Annotated in this window: 14 protein-coding genes; all 14 read right to left on the reverse strand. The window is 42.5% G+C overall.

The features are described from left to right. Positions 1 to 73: 73 nt before the first annotated feature. From ftsZ to rsmH, 14 genes are read right to left on the reverse strand one after another with little or no spacing between them, the layout of a single operon-like run. Positions 74 to 1315: a cell division protein FtsZ gene (gene ftsZ, locus ACJJVX_RS18510; RefSeq protein WP_054206633.1), complete on the reverse strand. Its 1242-nt coding sequence runs from the start codon at positions 1313 to 1315 to the stop codon at positions 74 to 76. A gap of 21 nt (positions 1316 to 1336) precedes the next feature. Next, a complete protein-coding gene (gene ftsA / locus ACJJVX_RS18515; protein ID WP_054206634.1) occupies positions 1337 to 2569 on the reverse strand; it encodes a cell division protein FtsA in 1233 nt (410 codons plus the stop codon). After that, on the reverse strand, positions 2566 to 3345 hold the full coding sequence (locus ACJJVX_RS18520; RefSeq protein ID WP_054206635.1) for a cell division protein FtsQ/DivIB: 780 nt from the start codon (positions 3343 to 3345) through the stop codon (positions 2566 to 2568). Before ACJJVX_RS18520 ends, ftsA begins: the two co-directional genes overlap by 4 nt. Position 3346: 1 nt before the next feature. Next, complete coding sequence (locus ACJJVX_RS18525) at positions 3347 to 4267, reverse strand: D-alanine--D-alanine ligase (protein WP_054206636.1); 921 nt, start codon at positions 4265 to 4267, stop codon at positions 3347 to 3349. After that, positions 4264 to 5673, reverse strand: coding sequence for a UDP-N-acetylmuramate--L-alanine ligase (gene murC, locus ACJJVX_RS18530; RefSeq protein ID WP_405632992.1), 1410 nt, complete (start codon positions 5671 to 5673; stop codon positions 4264 to 4266). The genes ACJJVX_RS18525 and murC overlap by 4 nt, the downstream gene beginning before the upstream one ends. Positions 5674 to 5723: 50 nt before the next feature. Continuing rightward, complete coding sequence (gene murG, locus ACJJVX_RS18535; protein WP_054452715.1) at positions 5724 to 6806, reverse strand: undecaprenyldiphospho-muramoylpentapeptide beta-N-acetylglucosaminyltransferase; 1083 nt, start codon at positions 6804 to 6806, stop codon at positions 5724 to 5726. Next, entirely contained in the window at positions 6803 to 7978 is a 1176-nt protein-coding gene (gene ftsW, locus ACJJVX_RS18540; RefSeq protein ID WP_054206638.1) for a cell division protein FtsW, read from the reverse strand. Before ftsW ends, murG begins: the two co-directional genes overlap by 4 nt. Further along, positions 7975 to 9300, reverse strand: coding sequence for a UDP-N-acetylmuramoyl-L-alanine--D-glutamate ligase (gene murD, locus ACJJVX_RS18545; protein WP_405632855.1), 1326 nt, complete (start codon positions 9298 to 9300; stop codon positions 7975 to 7977). The genes ftsW and murD overlap by 4 nt, the downstream gene beginning before the upstream one ends. Further along, positions 9301 to 10383, reverse strand: a complete 1083-nt coding sequence (mraY, locus tag ACJJVX_RS18550) for a phospho-N-acetylmuramoyl-pentapeptide-transferase (protein ID WP_054206640.1) — start codon at positions 10381 to 10383, stop codon at positions 9301 to 9303. Next, positions 10377 to 11765 (reverse strand): UDP-N-acetylmuramoyl-tripeptide--D-alanyl-D-alanine ligase, encoded by a 1389-nt coding sequence (murF, locus tag ACJJVX_RS18555; RefSeq protein WP_169328081.1) that lies wholly within the window; start codon positions 11763 to 11765, stop codon positions 10377 to 10379. The genes mraY and murF overlap by 7 nt, the downstream gene beginning before the upstream one ends. After that, positions 11762 to 13243, reverse strand: a complete 1482-nt coding sequence (gene murE, locus ACJJVX_RS18560; RefSeq protein ID WP_169328087.1) for a UDP-N-acetylmuramoyl-L-alanyl-D-glutamate--2,6-diaminopimelate ligase — start codon at positions 13241 to 13243, stop codon at positions 11762 to 11764. The genes murF and murE overlap by 4 nt, the downstream gene beginning before the upstream one ends. After that, positions 13236 to 15053, reverse strand: a complete 1818-nt coding sequence (locus ACJJVX_RS18565) for a penicillin-binding transpeptidase domain-containing protein (protein WP_054206642.1) — start codon at positions 15051 to 15053, stop codon at positions 13236 to 13238. Before ACJJVX_RS18565 ends, murE begins: the two co-directional genes overlap by 8 nt. Then, positions 15050 to 15376 carry a cell division protein FtsL gene (ftsL, locus tag ACJJVX_RS18570; protein WP_054206643.1) on the reverse strand — a complete coding sequence of 109 codons (327 nt, stop codon included), beginning with the start codon at positions 15374 to 15376 and terminating at the stop codon, positions 15050 to 15052. The genes ACJJVX_RS18565 and ftsL overlap by 4 nt, the downstream gene beginning before the upstream one ends. Beyond that, positions 15373 to 16311: a 16S rRNA (cytosine(1402)-N(4))-methyltransferase RsmH gene (gene rsmH / locus ACJJVX_RS18575; RefSeq protein ID WP_054206644.1), complete on the reverse strand. Its 939-nt coding sequence runs from the start codon at positions 16309 to 16311 to the stop codon at positions 15373 to 15375. Before rsmH ends, ftsL begins: the two co-directional genes overlap by 4 nt. Between the last annotated feature and the right edge of the window lie 11 nt (positions 16312 to 16322).

Here is a 16322-nt window from a genome sequence, read left to right on the forward strand (position 1 = left end):
ACGGCGGATTATATCACAGATACGACCAGCTGCCAAATTCGTTTATTTTTTAATCAGCACTTTTACATTTTGATTAGTCTGCTTGTTTTCTTAAAAAAGCAGGAATGTCAAAATAATCACCACCATCCGACTTGTCTGATTTTTTACTACCATTCTCAACAGTTTTACTTGCGCTTGTTTGTGGATTCATCGTCGAATCATGCTTTTCAGCTTTAGCTGCAGAGCTTGTTTCTTCACTGCTGCCTTGACTTGCAAAGCTTGGCACATACATGCCACTTGTTTGACTGCTTGAACCACTAACATCAGAACCTGACGCTTTCTTAAAGCCATTATCAACAATACCAAACTGTGGACGACGATCGCCGCCTAAACCCGTAGCAACAACTGTAACACGTAGTTCGTCTGTCATTTCAGGGTCGATTACCGCACCCACAACCACCGTTGCGTTTTCAGATGCTAATGCTTTAACGTGATTACCGACAATTTCAAACTCTTCAATCGCAATGTCCATACCTGCGGTGATATTAACCAAGATACCTTTAGCACCCGTTAAATCAACATCTTCAAGTAATGGGCTAGAAATAGCGGCTTCAGCAGCTTCTTGTGCACGATCAGGACCCGATGCAGACGCTGTGCCCATCATCGCAGTACCCATAGCAGACATAACTGTACGTACGTCGGCGAAATCCACGTTAATCAAACCAGAGCGTGTAATTAACTCCGCAATACCTTGAACCGCACCAAATAATACGTCATTTGCTTTAGCGAACGCATCTAGAAGTGTAGTCCCTTTACCTAAAACTTTAAGCAATTTATTGTTAGGAATTGTAATAAGTGAATCTACAATTTCTGACAATTCGTTAATACCTTGATCAGCGGCTGCTGCACGTTTCTTGCCTTCAAAATCAAACGGACGCGTTACAACTGCCACTGTTAAAATACCCAGTTCTTTCGCTATTTTTGCAACCACGGGTGCTGCGCCAGTACCTGTACCGCCACCCATACCAGCTGCAATAAATACCATATCTGCACCTTCAAGGCTGGCACGAATTGTATCTGCATCTTCCTCCGCAGATTGACGGCCAACATCAGGATTTGCCCCAGCACCTAGCCCAGATGTGATCTGAGTACCAAGTTGCACCGTAATATCAGCTGATGAATTACGTAATGCTTGCGCATCCGTATTTGCAGCGATAAAACGCACACCTTCAATTTGCTGTTTAACCATGTGCTCAACCGCGTTACCGCCGCCACCGCCCACGCCTATTACTTTTATGACAGCTTCTTCGCTGTGTTGTTCCATAATATCAAACATGTTTACTCTCCGACTTGAGCATTAAAACTCGCCTTGAAACCACTTAGTTATGCGGCTCCACAAATTGTTATCACCTTCAGGTTTCGACTTTTGTGCATTCATCGATTGCATTGTGCGGCCGTACTGCAATAAACCAACCGCGGTTGCATATGAAGGGTCATCTACATAATCAGTCAAGCCAACTATCCCGATTGGCTTTCCTACTCTTACTGGCATTTGGAAGATATCTTCAGCTACTTCCATCGCGCCCGCCATTTTAGCACTACCGCCTGTAATGACGAGTCCTGCTGCAATTTGGTCTTCTAACCCTGAACGACGGATTTCTTCCATCGCCAGTTCAAATAATTCTCTAAAACGTGGCTCTACAACCTCAGATAAGGTATGACGCGACATTAAACGCGCTGGCCGACCACCTACACTCGGTACTTCAATCGTATCTTCACTGCTGGCCATTTGGCTGCTCGCACACGCATATTGTACCTTGAGTGATTCAGCATGCGAAATCGGTGTACGAAATATTTTTGCAATATCACCCGTTACTTGATTTCCCGCAACGGGGATAACTGCAGAGTGACGCAGCGCACCATTAATATAAATAGTGATGTCCATTGTGCCACCACCAATATCCAATACAGCAACGCCTAGCTCTTTTTCGTCATCGGTTAATACTGAGTAACATGACGCTAAAGCAGTAAAAATGAGTTGATCAACTTCAAGCCCACAACGCTCTACACATTTCTCAATATTCTTTGCCATGTCATTAGAGCAGGTAATGATGTGAGCACGAGCTTCCATTCGTACGCCGCTCATACCTAAAGGATTTTTTATCCCTTCTTGCATATCAATACTGTATTCTTGTGGTAATGCATGCAACATTTTGCGTTCAGCTGAAATTGGTACTGAACGTGCAATATGAATAACATTATCAATGTCTTCGTCTGTCACTTCGGTATTATTAATTGCAACAACACCATTTTCATTTTGACACTGAATATGCTTTCCTGAAATCCCCAAGTAAACTGAACTAATACGGCAATCAGCCATTAATTCTGCTTCATCGATAGCCCGACGTATTGATTCAGACACTAAATTGAGATCGTTAACACCGCCTTTATCCATACCATGAGATACTTGGCTGCCAACCCCAACAATGCTGAGTTTGTTATCTGCGGTGATTTCACCAACCGTGGCCACCACTTTTGAGGTGCCAACGTCTAATCCTATCACGAGGTTTCTTTCTGCTGACTTAGTCATGCCTTACTCTTATTTTGTATTTGCTCTTCTTCCAGGAGCTTCCAGCTCACAGCAAGACCGGTATCATACCGTAAATCCACAACATCTACTTGTGCATCTGCACGTTTTTCCATGCGTGGGTAAATATCTATAAACCGTTGTACCCGTTTAGCTTTTTCTTTGCGCCCTAAATTAAGACGGATACCGTTTTCAAGCCATAACTGCCATGAAAAACGCTCTGACAAAGCTAAACTTGTTAACTTAAAATTATTTAATGTGAGCATTTCATCAAACTGTTTAAAGGCAACCCATGCTTCAAACTCACTACCTTCGGGGCCATACAGTTGCGGTAACTCAACACTGAGCTTTGAACTTGCAGCCTGAAATACTTCACCTTTTTGGTTAATGAGTAAATCACTATTCCAAACAGCCACGGCTTGATGCTCAACTACATATACTTGTAGTGTATCTGGCCATTGCTTACGTACTGATGCGGTTGCGACCCAAGGTAACTCTTGCACCAAATACTGTACATGCTTAACATCTAAATCAAAAAAACTCGATAAGTCAGCTTTTTTTATTGCGCCAATAATAGCTTTTTCATCGGTATATTCGGGTTCGCCTAATACCGTTAAGTGCTTTATTTGCGCATCTTTATTTTCTACCAGCCACTGCCTTACGCCACTCGTTATTTGCACTAAGCCAAATACAACGATTAAAAAAAAGCTAACACCAAAAATTAGCGACCAATTTAGTTGCTGTTTTAATTGTTGCGCTTTTTCTAAAAAGGCATGCATATTAAAGCGTTTGCTCCAAAATGCGAACAACTAATTGCTCAAAGCTTGCGCCGTTTGCTTTAGCCGCCATTGGCACCAATGATTTCTCAGTCATTCCGGGCACTGTATTCACTTCTAATAGGTAAAAATTACCATCCGCATCTTGCATGGCATCAACACGCCCCCAGCCACTGGCGCCCACTAATTCAAATGCAGCAAGTGCCATTGCCTGTAAATGTTCAGTATCACTAGCAGATAAATCTGCCGGACAGTGATATTGCGTCGTATTTGATTGATACTTTGCTTGATAATCATAAAAGCCATTTGGTGTGGTCATTTCAATTACCGGCTGTACGTCATCACCCAATACTGTAATGGTAAATTCACGCCCTGTTATCCATTGCTCTACTAATACTTGGCTATCGAATTTAAATGCCTCAGCTAAAGCAGCATCCAGTTCTTGTGCATTGTTTGCTTGCGCCATACCAATACTAGAACCTTCATGTGATGGTTTAACCATTACTTTTTTTAGCTCATTCATTATCGCGGTTGTATCAAAGCCATGTTTGCTATCAACCACCGCGTAAGGTGCTGTGCTTAAGCCCGCTGATTTAAATAAGTGCTTACAGCGGATTTTATCCATTGCCAACGCTGATCCTAATACGTTACTGCCTGTATATGGCAACCCCATAAATTCAAGCGCGCCTTGAATAGTGCCGTCTTCACCACCGCGGCCATGTAGTGCAATAAATACACGTTCAATACCTAATTCTTTTAATTGCCACAAAGGCTGCTCTTTTGGGTCAAACGCAATAGCATCAACGCCCGCATTTTGTAATGCGTTCAATACAGCCTGCCCTGATTTTAGTGATACTTCGCGCTCTGCTGAGTGACCACCTAACAACACGGCAACTTTGCCAAATTGCGTATTTAATTGCGTCATACTTTTACCTGTTTCAATTGCTCTATCGACAACGATGTTGCTGCGAGTGTTTTTACTAATTGGCCAATATTACCAGCGCCTTGCGTCAATACTAAGTCATTATTTTTTAATATGTTTGCTAATACACCCGCTAACTCCGAGCTGCTAGCAATATGCAATGGCTCTTTGCCTCTTTGGCGCAAACTACGACAAAGGCTTTTACTGTCAGCACCTATAATCGCCTCTTCGCCAGCGCTATATACATCTAAGAGTAGAAGCTGATCAACATCAGCCAATACTTTTACAAAGTCTTCATACAAATCACGCGTACGCGAAAAGCGATGTGGCTGATAAATCATGACTAGGCGTTTATCAGGCCAACCTTCTCGTACTGCGGCAATAGTGGCGGCCACTTCAGATGGATGATGACCATAATCGTCTACCAGCATCACATTACCACGCTCATTTTCAAACTCGCCATAGTGCTGAAAACGACGTCCGATGCCTTCAAACTGTTGTAAAGCTTCTAAAATTGCGTGATCGGCTATCTTTTGATCTTTTGATACTGCAATAGCGGCCGTTGCATTAAGTGCGTTATGTTTGCCTGGCATATTTAACTTCACGCTCAGCTCATCGCCTTGCTTATTACGCACTTTAAACTGACTTGTATTTGCTGTTTGGCTAAAGTCAGTCATACGGTAATCAGCATCAGCAGCCTCACCATAGGTGATCACAGGGCGACCAAAGCGCGGTATCAGCTCAGCAGCCACTTCAGAATCAATACAGACAACGGCAAGACCATAAAATGGTAAGTTATGAATGAAATCGACATAGGTGTCTTTCATTTTTTCCAAACTACCACCGTAGGTATCCATGTGATCTTCTTCTATATTTGTGATCACTGAAACCATTGGCTGTAAATGTAAAAATGATGCGTCACTTTCATCCGCTTCAGCGATTAAAAAATCACTTTTCCCCACTTTAGCATTGCTACCAGCACTGTTAAGCAAGCCACCAATAATAAACGTTGGATCAAGCCCTGCTTGGCCATATATACTGGCGATTAAACTCGTTGTTGTCGTTTTACCATGCGTACCAGCGATGGCAATACCATGGCGAAAACGCATAAGCTCAGCAAGCATTTCAGCGCGACGAACAACAGGTATACGCGCCGCTTTGGCCGCTATTATTTCTGGGTTTGTTTCGTCAATCGCACTTGAAACAACAACCACATTGGCATCTTTTATATTATTCTCGTGATGACCTATAAATACTTCGGCGCCAACTTTAATTAAGCGCTCAGTCATCGCACTGTGCGCAATATCAGAGCCCGTAATTCGGTATCCTTCAAATGCAAGCACTTCAGCAATACCACCCATGCCCGCGCCACCAATGCCTATAAAGTGAATAGTATCTATTCGTCTCATGGCTGGACGATTAGTTTTTTGAGCGACGTTTGTCGATTTATTAAATTCGTTCACACAGTTCTCTTTTTATTTGTTACTTGCTCACAATGTTTGGCAACCTGCGCCGTCGCATTTAGCACAGCAAGACCTTTAGCGCGGCTTGCCATTTCATTAATTAACTCAGGCTCATTTAAATACGGGCTCAATAACAAGGCAAGTGCCTGTTGATTAAACTGCCCCTGCGGCATGAGTAATGCCGCATTGCCTTCAACTAAAAATTTTGCATTTGCGGTTTGGTGATCATCCACCGCATGAGGATAAGGCACAAACACCGCCATTTTACCTGCGGCAGCTATCTCGCTTACAGTTAACGCACCAGCACGACAAATAACAATATCAGCCCAACTATAAGCAGCATCCATATCATCTATAAATTCAGCTACTTTAACTTGCTCGGTACTCATTTTTTGCTCTGTGTATGCTTCACTCACAGCGCCTAAATGCCCTTTCCCAGTTTGATGCCAAACATTTATTTCACATACACTAGTAAGCTGCGCAAACGTTGTTGGTAGTGTGATGTTAAGTACCTGAGCACCTAATGATCCCCCTACCACCAGCATATTGATTGGATTGCTAGCATTGCGAACTGGTACATGAGCAACGCTTTCGCGTACTGGGTTACCCACCACTTCACATGCACCTTTAGCAAACGCGCTCGGAAAGGCAGCCAACACCTTATTCGCAAATTTTGCTAGCCACTTATTACTCATTCCGGCCACCGCATTTTGCTCATGGATCACCAGCGGAATACCTAAACTTTTTGCCGCAATACCGGTCGGTCCTGTTACATACCCCCCCATTGCTAACACAACATCAGGGCGCTGTTTTTTCAGCACTTTGCGCGCTTGTAAAATGGCATTAATAACCATAAAAGGCGCTTTAATTAACCGTGCGAAGCCATTGCCACGTACGCCTTTGACATTTATAAAATCAATATCAATATTGTGCTTAGGGACTACTTGCGCTTCCATACGATCAGCGGTACCAATCCAGCTTACTTGCCAGCCTTGCTGTTTAAGGTAATCAGCCACAGCAATCCCTGGGAATATATGCCCTCCCGTACCACCAGCAACGACTACTAATTTTTTACTCATCGTTTACCTCCTCGGGATGTTGCTTGTTTGGTTGCCATTTTTGTTTCAAAATCTACTCGCAATAAAATTCCCGCTGCGATTGTCATAATTAATAAACTAGAGCCGCCATAAGAAACAAACGGTAAAGTGAGTCCTTTGGTTGGTAAAATACCCGCACTTGCGCCGACATTTACCATGGTTTGAAACGCAAACCAAATACCAATCGCAAACGCAAAGTAGCCTTCGTATTCTTTGCCACATTTTAATGCTTGTTGACCAATTAATAATGCTCTAAATACTAAGGTGCCGAACACCAATAAAATACTTAATACACCAACAAAACCGAGCTCTTCGCCAATCACTGCAAAAATAAAGTCATTATGTGCCTCAGGTAAATACTGCAACTTTTGAACGCTATTACCTAACCCTTGACCAAACCAACCACCTTGACCATATGCCATTAGCGATTGCACCAACTGATAGCCTTTACCAAACGGATCGTCCCATGGTTCTAAAAAGCCAACCACTCGCGCCATCCTATATGGCTCTACAATGATCAACAGCACGACTAAACCAATACCAGTTAAAATCAGTGCGAAAAACTGCCATAGCTTAGCGCCAGCTAAAAATAATAAGCCAACGGTGGTAACAAACATCACTACCACAGTCCCGAGATCTGGCTGTAATAAAATTAATGCGGCATAAACAGCAAACACTGCAATAGGTTTAGCAAAGCCTTTGATGTTCTCTTGTACTTCAGCGCGTTTACGCACTAAATAACCCGCTATATAGCTAAAAAAGTACAACTTTGCAGCTTCAGCAACTTGAAAACCCACTGGCCCAATAGGGATCCATCGTTTGGCACCATTTACTTCGCGCCCAACAATCAGCACCACAATCAATAACACCATACCCAATAATAGTAAGTATGGGTTAGAGCGTTTCCACCATGTCATAGGCACACAACACGTAATCCAAAAGAGCGCTAGACCCATAGCTAAAAACATACTATGGCGAATAATAATATGATACGGATTGTCAAATAGTCGCTCAGCGGCAGGCATTGAAGCACTTGTAACCATGACAAAGCCCAAACCAATTAACATAATTACACAATACAACAGTGGAGCATCATACAACTGTGCTGATTGCTTGGGAGTTAATGCATCACGAATATCAGCAAATGTTGTCATAGCGACACCCGCTTTACACATTCGCTAAAATGATCGCCGCGTTGCATGTAATTATTGTACATATCAATGCTGGCACAGGCTGGGGCAAGTAACACAATGTCTTGGGCAACAGCAAGTTGCTTAGCAAGCTCAACTGCTTGTTCCATATTTTGCGTTAAATGGCTTTTGTTTGTTAGCGCTGCTAGTGCATTGGCATCTTTACCAAAACAAATAAGCGCTTTTACTTGCGCTTGTAAATACGGTTTTAAGCTATTGAGATCTGCGCCTTTAGCATCCCCTCCAGCAATCACAATTAGCTGCTTAGCTTGATCTGATAAACTATCTATTGCTGCGATAGTTGCACCGACGTTCGTTGCTTTAGAGTCATTAAAATATTTAACTCCTGCAAGTTCTGCTACAAATTGGCAGCGATGAGCCAAGCCATTAAATTGGCTAAAAGCTTCATGGTAGGCAGTTTTGCTAATCGAAAATGGACTTAATAATGCCATTACTGATAAAGCATTTAAGTGATTATGACGCCCAACTACCTTTAAACTATCTACAGGTAATAACGCTTGCTGCATTGCACTAAACTGGGCGCAACCGTCTTTGTAGGTAATCGAGTAATCAGCATCACTAATACCAAAACTCAACTGTGGTTGCTGTGTGGTATGTGTTGAACTATCAGCGGCATTTACCACTGCAAGCTCTGTATGTCGGTAAATTGTTAGTTTTGAGTCAATATAAGCGTGATAATCAGCATAACGATCTAGGTGATCTTCAGATATATTCAGTACTGTTGCACTCGTTGATTTTAAACTGTGTGTAGTGTCTAGTTGAAAACTCGAGAGCTCTAATACATACACATCAAAGTCAGCACTGAGTAAATCCAGAACGGCAGTTCCAATATTTCCACCTAAACCAACTTTGTACCCTGCAGCTTTAAGTACTTCATAAGCCAAAGTGACAACGGTTGATTTACCATTAGAGCCTGTCACCGCTACAACGGGTTTTGTATTTAAGCGGGCAAACAGTTCAACATCACCAATCACTTCTACGCCCGCAGCCATTGCGGCGACAACTGCGGGTGTCGTCAAACTCAAACCAGGGCTAATGATGATTATATCAGTGCTATTTAGATTTGCAGTTGCCAAGTCACCAAAGTGAGTTTCTAAATTAGGTGCATGCTGTTTAAGCCAATCAGCGCCAGGTGGACAACTGCGACTATCAACAATATAAGGAGTAAAAGCATGAGACATTAAAAAACGCACAATGCCCAGACCGGTAACACCGAGTCCGAGCACTGTTATATGTTTGTTTTTTATCTCGTTTAAATACGTCATTTACCTAATCTTTAATGTAACTAGACCCGCTAACACGAGCACGATCGAAATAATCCAAAAACGTACGATAACACGAGGCTCTGGCCACCCTTTTAATTCATAGTGATGATGGATTGGCGCCATTCTAAAAATCCGCTGGCCACGTAACTTATAGGAACCAACTTGCAAAATAACCGACAAGGCTTCCATTACAAATACTCCGCCCATTATCACTAATACCAATTCTTGACGGACTAATACCGCAATAATTCCCAGCGCTCCACCTAAAGCAAGAGATCCTACATCACCCATAAATACTTGCGCTGGATAAGTGTTAAACCATAAAAAACCAAGCCCTGCTCCGACGATCGCAGTACATACCACAACTAACTCACTGGCTAATGGTAAGTGTGGAATGTGTAAATAAGCTGAGAAGTTTACGTTACCGGTTAAATAAGCAATGATTGCCAATGCCGCAGCCACTAAAATTGTTGGTACAATCGCTAAACCATCTAAACCATCGGTAAGGTTTACCGCATTAGATGTTCCAACAACGACAAAATACGTCATTACGATGTAAAACAAACCCAGTTGCGGTAATACATCTTTAAAAAATGGCACAACTAACGATGTTTCATTTGCATGATTTGCTGTAAAAAACAAAGCGCAAGCAACCACCAATGCAATTACTGACTGCCAAAAGTATTTCCATCTGGCGATCAAGCCTTTTGGATCTTTGCGGATCACTTTACGATAATCATCAACAAAACCCACCAGACCCAACGAACCAATCACAAATAATGTAGCCCACACATACTTATTGGCTAAATCTGCCCATAATAATGTACTGGTAAAAATAGACGCTAAAATTAATAGGCCACCCATTGTAGGTGTGCCCTTTTTAGATAAATGCGACTCTGGGCCGTCATTTCTGACAACTTGGCCTATTTGCATTCTTTGCAAAGCGCGGATCAGTTTAGGACCAAAATATAATGAGATTAATAACGCCGTTAAAATACCAAATACAGCGCGTACAGTAAGGTATGAAAATACATTAAATGCACTGTAATATTGGGTTAAATACTCTGCCAGCCAAACTAACATTCAGATACTCCATTGTGGCCACTTTGCTGGCTATTAACTAAATCTTGTACAAGTAATTCCATTCGAGAACTGCGCGATCCTTTTACGACTATGGTGGTTTTTTGTGATGTGTTAGCTAAGCCAGCTTGCAATTGTAGTAGGAGTTGATCACGGCTTGAAAAATGACGATTCGGTTTTTCAAATTCATCACTCGCATATTTGCTCAGTACACCAAGAGTATAGAGTTCATCAATACCTTTTTGCTTAGCATACTCGCCGACTTGTTGATGATACATACGAGCGTCTTCACCAAGCTCACCCATATCACCAAATGCTAAAATACGTTGACCTTGTATATCGCTCAATAAATCGATTGCTGCTTTTACCGATTGCACATTCGCATTGTACGTGTCATCAATGACGGTTAATGTATCGCTAACTTTTATGATATTGACACGCCCTTTAACTTCTCCCATTGAGCCAAGCGCAGCTGCAATATTTTCAAAGCTAACTCCAAACTCACTGGTAAGTGCTGTAGCAATCAATGCGTTTGCAACGTTATGTCGCCCAGGTAAAGCAAGCTTTACTGGTACTCGTTTTTCTTTAGTGCAAATAAAGAAAGAGGCGTGAGCCTGCTCATCTAAGCTGATATCCTCAGCCCAGATATCCAGCTTTTCACTGCTTGAAAAGCACTTAATATTGCGTCCTTGTAATTTATTAAGCCAACGGTCACTAAATTCACTGTCGCAATTAACAATGGCTACGCCGTGCTCTTTCAAACCATCGTAAATTTCACCTTTGGCAGTGGCAACGCCCTCCAATGAACCAAACCCTTCAATATGTGCAGCAGCCACATTACACACCACAGCCACATCCGGTTTAGTCATCGCCGCAGTATAGGCAATCTCACCGATGTGATTGGCGCCAAGCTCAATAACGGCGTATTGATGATGAGGCTCCAAACGTAATAAAGTCAGAGGTACGCCAATATCGTTGTTAAAATTACCTTTTGTTGCAAGCACGTCACCATGAGAGGCTAAAATAGCAGCACACATTTCTTTTACAGTAGTTTTGCCAACACTGCCTGTAATTGCAATTGTTTTTGGTGCAACGCTAGCCATTACCGCTGAGCCAATTTCACCCAAAGCAATTCGTGTATCTGCCACTACAAACTGAGGCAAATCACATTCAATAGCATGATCGACAATAGCTGCGATAGCGCCTTTTTCTTTTGCTTGCTGAATAAATTTATGGCCATCAAAATTAGGCCCTTTTAATGCTAAAAACACCTCACCATCACATACTGTGCGGGTATCCGTGTTAATATTTATAATCGTTTGATTACCACCTTGGTAATCGGTTGCCAGCACATTTGCTAGCCAATCAAAATCCATAGGGATCATAACTGCGATCCTCTTCGTTGTTGTTCTTTTAGATGTTGTTGTACAAACTTACGATCACAAAAATCAAGGCGCTGAGTACCGACAATTTGATAGTCTTCATGCCCCTTACCTGCAATCAAGATCACTTCACTTGGCTGTGCATTATCAATCGCATAAGCAATAGCTGCCGCGCGATCAGCTTCTAAATGAATAGCCTTGCCCTGTGTAAACCCTACTGCTACATCGTTAATGATCTGCCACGGATCTTCGCTGCGTGGGTTATCACTGGTCACAATAACCTTATTAGCATGTTGCTCTGCCGCGTGGGCCATCATAGGGCGCTTACCTTTATCTCGGTCACCACCACAACCAAAAACACAGCTCACACCACCCGGAACATGTTGTTGTAATGCTTGTAGTGCAAGAGCTAATGCATCTGGTGTATGTGCATAATCAACAATACAGGTTGGTTGGTTAGGTGCACTAAACGCCTGCATACGCCCAGCAACAGGCTGTAAACTTACACACCCAGCAGCAAGTCTATCCAGCGGATACCCTAAACCTAGCAGCGTCGCAATCGCGGCCGCTAAATTATATAAGTTAAATTCACCAAAGAGCGGGCTATTAATTGAGATATCCCCCCAACTTGTTGTTAATTTAGCTGAAATACCTTCTTTATGGTAACTAACATCAGTAAAGTACACATATTTAGCACCTGTAGGAACAAGCCCTTTTCGCCCATAACATACTAGGTTGGTAAAATCGTATTCCTTTAGCCAATGTTGAACCTGACTATCATCTTGATTGAGTACCACTAACTGCGCGTTAAAATCACGTAAAAGCATTAGCTTTGCAGCAGCGTAGCTTGCCATATCACCATGGTAATCTAAGTGATCACGTGACAAATTAGTAAATACCGCAGCTTTAAATGTTGTTTTTGCAACACGCTGCTGTACTAAACCATGCGATGATACTTCCATGGCAACTAACGTGTTTTTCTGTGTAATAAGTTCAGATAAAATTCTCTGTAAATCAACACACGATGGCGTGGTATTAATCAGTGGCGTTAGCTGTTCAGGTTGGCCATAACCCAAAGTGCCAATAATCGCCGACGCGGTATCGCAATAATTAGCTAAGTGAGCAATCATTGCTGTAGTCGTCGACTTCCCGTTTGTACCTGTTACACCAATTAACTCAAGCTGCTTACTTGGCCGCTGGTAAAAATGACTCGCTAATGCTGGTAATTTTTTATCTAAATCAGAGACCAAGTACAACGGCTCAAAGTCACTCTCAAATTCACACAAGCGATCCGCTATAACTGCTGCCGCACCATTTTCAATTGCTTTTTGTATAAACTGACCACCATCTAATTCATGGCCTTTAATTGCAACAAATACATCACCTGGCTTTACATCTCGACTGTCCAAGCGTAACTCGTTCACTAATAAGCTACTGGCCGCTATCTCTAAGTGCTTTAAAATTGTTTGTAAATCACGCATCATCATCTTTGCCTTTGACGTAAGCAACCGAGCCTTTATCGGGAGCCACGTTTAAAATTCTTAACGCGTTAGAGATAATTTCTGCAAATGCAGGGCCTGCTGTCGCACCACCATAATAAACATCTCCACCGGGCTCATTGATCATTACCACCACAGCTAAACGCGGATTACTCGCCGGTGCTATGCCTGCAAAATAGCCAACATATTCGTCACCATAACCACCTGCAGCGGCTTTTTTAGAAGTACCCGTTTTACCCGCTGCACGATAACCATCTACTTTAATACGGCTGGCGGTTCCGCCCTCTTCAAAAACGCTTTCCATCATATTCACAACGGCTTCAACATCTTGTTGTTGAAATACACGCTCACCCTCAGGAACTGAGTCTTGCTTTAAAACGGTGAGCGGTCGATTCACACCACCAGCACCTAACATTGCATAAAAGCGTGCCATTTGAGCCGTACTAACAGCAATATTATAACCAAATGATAATGCTGCAATTTCATGATCAGACCAGCGACGATTTGGATAAAATAAACCGCTGCTTTCACCAACCATCCCAGTGCCCGAATCAGTCCCAAAACCCACTTTTTGATATAAACCAACAAAGTAGTCTTTCGGTAGTTCTTGGCTAATTTTTGTCACGCCCATATTACTGGAGTACTTTAAGACCTCTCGCAGGCTCATTTCGCCATGATTACGGGTATCTGTAACTAAGCTACCTCCCAATCGCATCCAACCTGGAAAAGTATCAACTTTATCACCAGCTTGAATTGTGCCGTAGTCTAATCCAGCCAAAATGGCTAGAGGCTTAACGGTTGAGCCTGGTTCGAACAAATCTGTAATAGCACGATTACGGCGTTTATGAGGGGCGGCATCATTAAGGTTGTTTGGGTTAAAAGACGGGCTGTTAACCATCGCTAATACTTCGCCGGTTTTAACATCTACCACCATCGCTGAGCCTGAGCTCGCTTTGTATGTCAATACCGCTGACTTAAGGGCTTTGTAGGCAATAGCTTGAATACGCTGATCAATACTTAATTGGATATTTTCAGGCTCAACGCGCTCACGCTCATCAAGCACTTCTACTTCACGTCCTTGAGCATCTTTACGAATAGTCCGGCGGCCTTCTTCGCCAGTCAGCGCATTTTCATAAAGTTTTTCAATACCTTCAATGCCTTTACCATCAATGTTAGTAAAGCCTAAAACATGGGCGGTTACTTCACCTGCAGGGTAATAGCGTTTTGATTCATCTAATAAATGAATACCTGGCAAGCGTAAGTCACCAATGTAATTTGCAACCGCTGGCGTTACTTGGCGTTTTAAATAAACAAAACGCCGAGTTGCATCATCACGTAATCGGCTTGTTATTTTTTTCGGCTCAATACGTAAAACATCTGCAAGCTCACGCCATCGTAAATCGTTTTTATAATAAAGTGCGACTCGCTGTTGTAGTAACGGTTTGTTCTTAGCAAGGGCTTTGTGATCTTCACCCTCTTTTTTAGCTTGTTTAAGTACTTTTGCAACCAAAGATTTATGTAATGCTTTAGGATCTGCGTATACACTCACAACAGGTACACTCACAGCAAGTTCTTTACCATGGCGGTCAAAAATCATGCCTCGCTGTACATGTAACTTCTCAACACGCACAGTTCGTTTGTTGCTCTCAGAGCGAGCTTTGTCTGGCTCAATAACTTGTAGATACGCAGCACGAGAAACTAAGGTTACAAATACCAACAGCACCACAGAGCACACCAGCATAAAACGCCATGTGCTCAATGTATTCGCTGGTTTTTTTCCTCTATTTCTCATGGCAGTATAATCACCTGTTCATCTTGGCTGGTTGGCCGTTTCATTTCTAATTGCATTGTGGCAATTTCTTCAATGCGCACATGCTGTGAATAAAACTCTTCTTCAACTAATAGATAACGCCACTCTAAATCAAGCTCATCTCGTTCCTGCAAGAGCTGATCTTGTTTAATCAGTTCTTGGCGTGCTAAATAAGTGCTTTGTACGACGCTCAAACTTGAAGCGAATATCAAAACCAACAAGGCCGAGGTTAGCTTATTCGCTCCTAGGCCTTTGATTATTTCTAAAAATAAGTTGGGTTGTCGATGATTCGCTTTAGCCTTCATCCCAATCTCTGTGCCACCCTAAGTACTGAGCTGCGTGAGCGTGTATTACGTTCAACTTCAGCCGCACTTGGTTTTATCGCTTTACCTACTGCTTTTAACGTCAGGTTTTTATTTATTTGTGCGTCTGTTAAAGGCAGACCTCTAGGTAATGCTTCTCCCTTACTCTGTTTTCTAATAAATTGTTTTACAATACGATCTTCTAAAGAATGAAATGAAATAACCACTAAACGTCCACCCGGTTTAAGCACTTTAACCGCAGACTGTAATGCTGTTTGAATTTCTTCCAATTCACTATTGATGTAAATTCGAATTGCTTGGAAAGTACGCGTAGCGGGATGTTTAAACTTATCTTTTACAGGCACTGCCTCATCAACTAAATCAGCTAACTGCTTAGTCGTCGTAATCGGTGTGTGTTCACGTGTTTCAAGTATTTTGTGTGCTATACGTTTACCAAATTTCTCTTCGCCCAGCTTTTTTATCACATGAGTAATGTCGTCTAATTCTGCCTCAGCTAACCACTGTGCTGCGCTGCGACCTGAGGTAGGATCCATTCGCATATCTAAAGGACCATCTTTCATAAAGCTAAAGCCACGCTCAGCATCATCAAGTTGCGGAGATGACACGCCGATGTCTAATAAAATACCATCAACTTTACCAATGAGATCGTTTTGCTCCGCTACTTCGTATAACTTTGAGAATCGGGTGTGAGCAATGGCAAAGCGCTTATCATCTGCAAATTTTTCTGCTGATTTGATCGCTTGTGGATCTTGATCAATTGCCTGCAGTCGGCCAGTCTCACCAAGGCGCGCCAAGATTTGTCCAGAATGTCCGCCGCGGCCAAATGTACCATCCATATAAATACCGTCTGGCTTAATTGCTAGACCCTCGATGGTTTCGTCCATTAATACGGAAATGTGTTCAAATTGCGCTGTCATTAGCTATTTTT

The organism is Pseudoalteromonas sp. Ld20 (assembly GCF_045064175.1).
GTDB lineage: Bacteria > Pseudomonadota > Gammaproteobacteria > Enterobacterales > Alteromonadaceae > Pseudoalteromonas > Pseudoalteromonas neustonica.

Bases quoted from the DNA above. Each gene is read 5' to 3' on its own strand.
- ftsZ (WP_054206633.1), bottom strand. From the start codon at position 1,315: ATGTTTGATATTATGGAACAACACAGCGAAGAAGCTGTCATAAAAGTA.
- ftsA (WP_054206634.1), bottom strand. From the start codon at position 2,569: ATGACTAAGTCAGCAGAAAGAAACCTCGTGATAGGATTAGACGTTGGC.
- ACJJVX_RS18520 (WP_054206635.1), bottom strand. From the start codon at position 3,345: ATGCATGCCTTTTTAGAAAAAGCGCAACAATTAAAACAGCAACTAAAT.
- ACJJVX_RS18525 (WP_054206636.1), bottom strand. From the start codon at position 4,267: ATGACGCAATTAAATACGCAATTTGGCAAAGTTGCCGTGTTGTTAGGT.
- murC (WP_405632992.1), bottom strand. From the start codon at position 5,673: ATGAGACGAATAGATACTATTCACTTTATAGGCATTGGTGGCGCGGGC.
- murG (WP_054452715.1), bottom strand. From the start codon at position 6,806: ATGAGTAAAAAATTAGTAGTCGTTGCTGGTGGTACGGGAGGGCATATA.
- ftsW (WP_054206638.1), bottom strand. From the start codon at position 7,978: ATGACAACATTTGCTGATATTCGTGATGCATTAACTCCCAAGCAATCA.
- murD (WP_405632855.1), bottom strand. From the start codon at position 9,300: ATGACGTATTTAAACGAGATAAAAAACAAACATATAACAGTGCTCGGA.
- mraY (WP_054206640.1), bottom strand. From the start codon at position 10,383: ATGTTAGTTTGGCTGGCAGAGTATTTAACCCAATATTACAGTGCATTT.
- murF (WP_169328081.1), bottom strand. From the start codon at position 11,765: ATGATCCCTATGGATTTTGATTGGCTAGCAAATGTGCTGGCAACCGAT.
- murE (WP_169328087.1), bottom strand. From the start codon at position 13,243: ATGCGTGATTTACAAACAATTTTAAAGCACTTAGAGATAGCGGCCAGT.
- ACJJVX_RS18565 (WP_054206642.1), bottom strand. From the start codon at position 15,053: ATGAGAAATAGAGGAAAAAAACCAGCGAATACATTGAGCACATGGCGT.
- ftsL (WP_054206643.1), bottom strand. From the start codon at position 15,376: ATGAAGGCTAAAGCGAATCATCGACAACCCAACTTATTTTTAGAAATA.
- rsmH (WP_054206644.1), bottom strand. From the start codon at position 16,311: ATGACAGCGCAATTTGAACACATTTCCGTATTAATGGACGAAACCATC.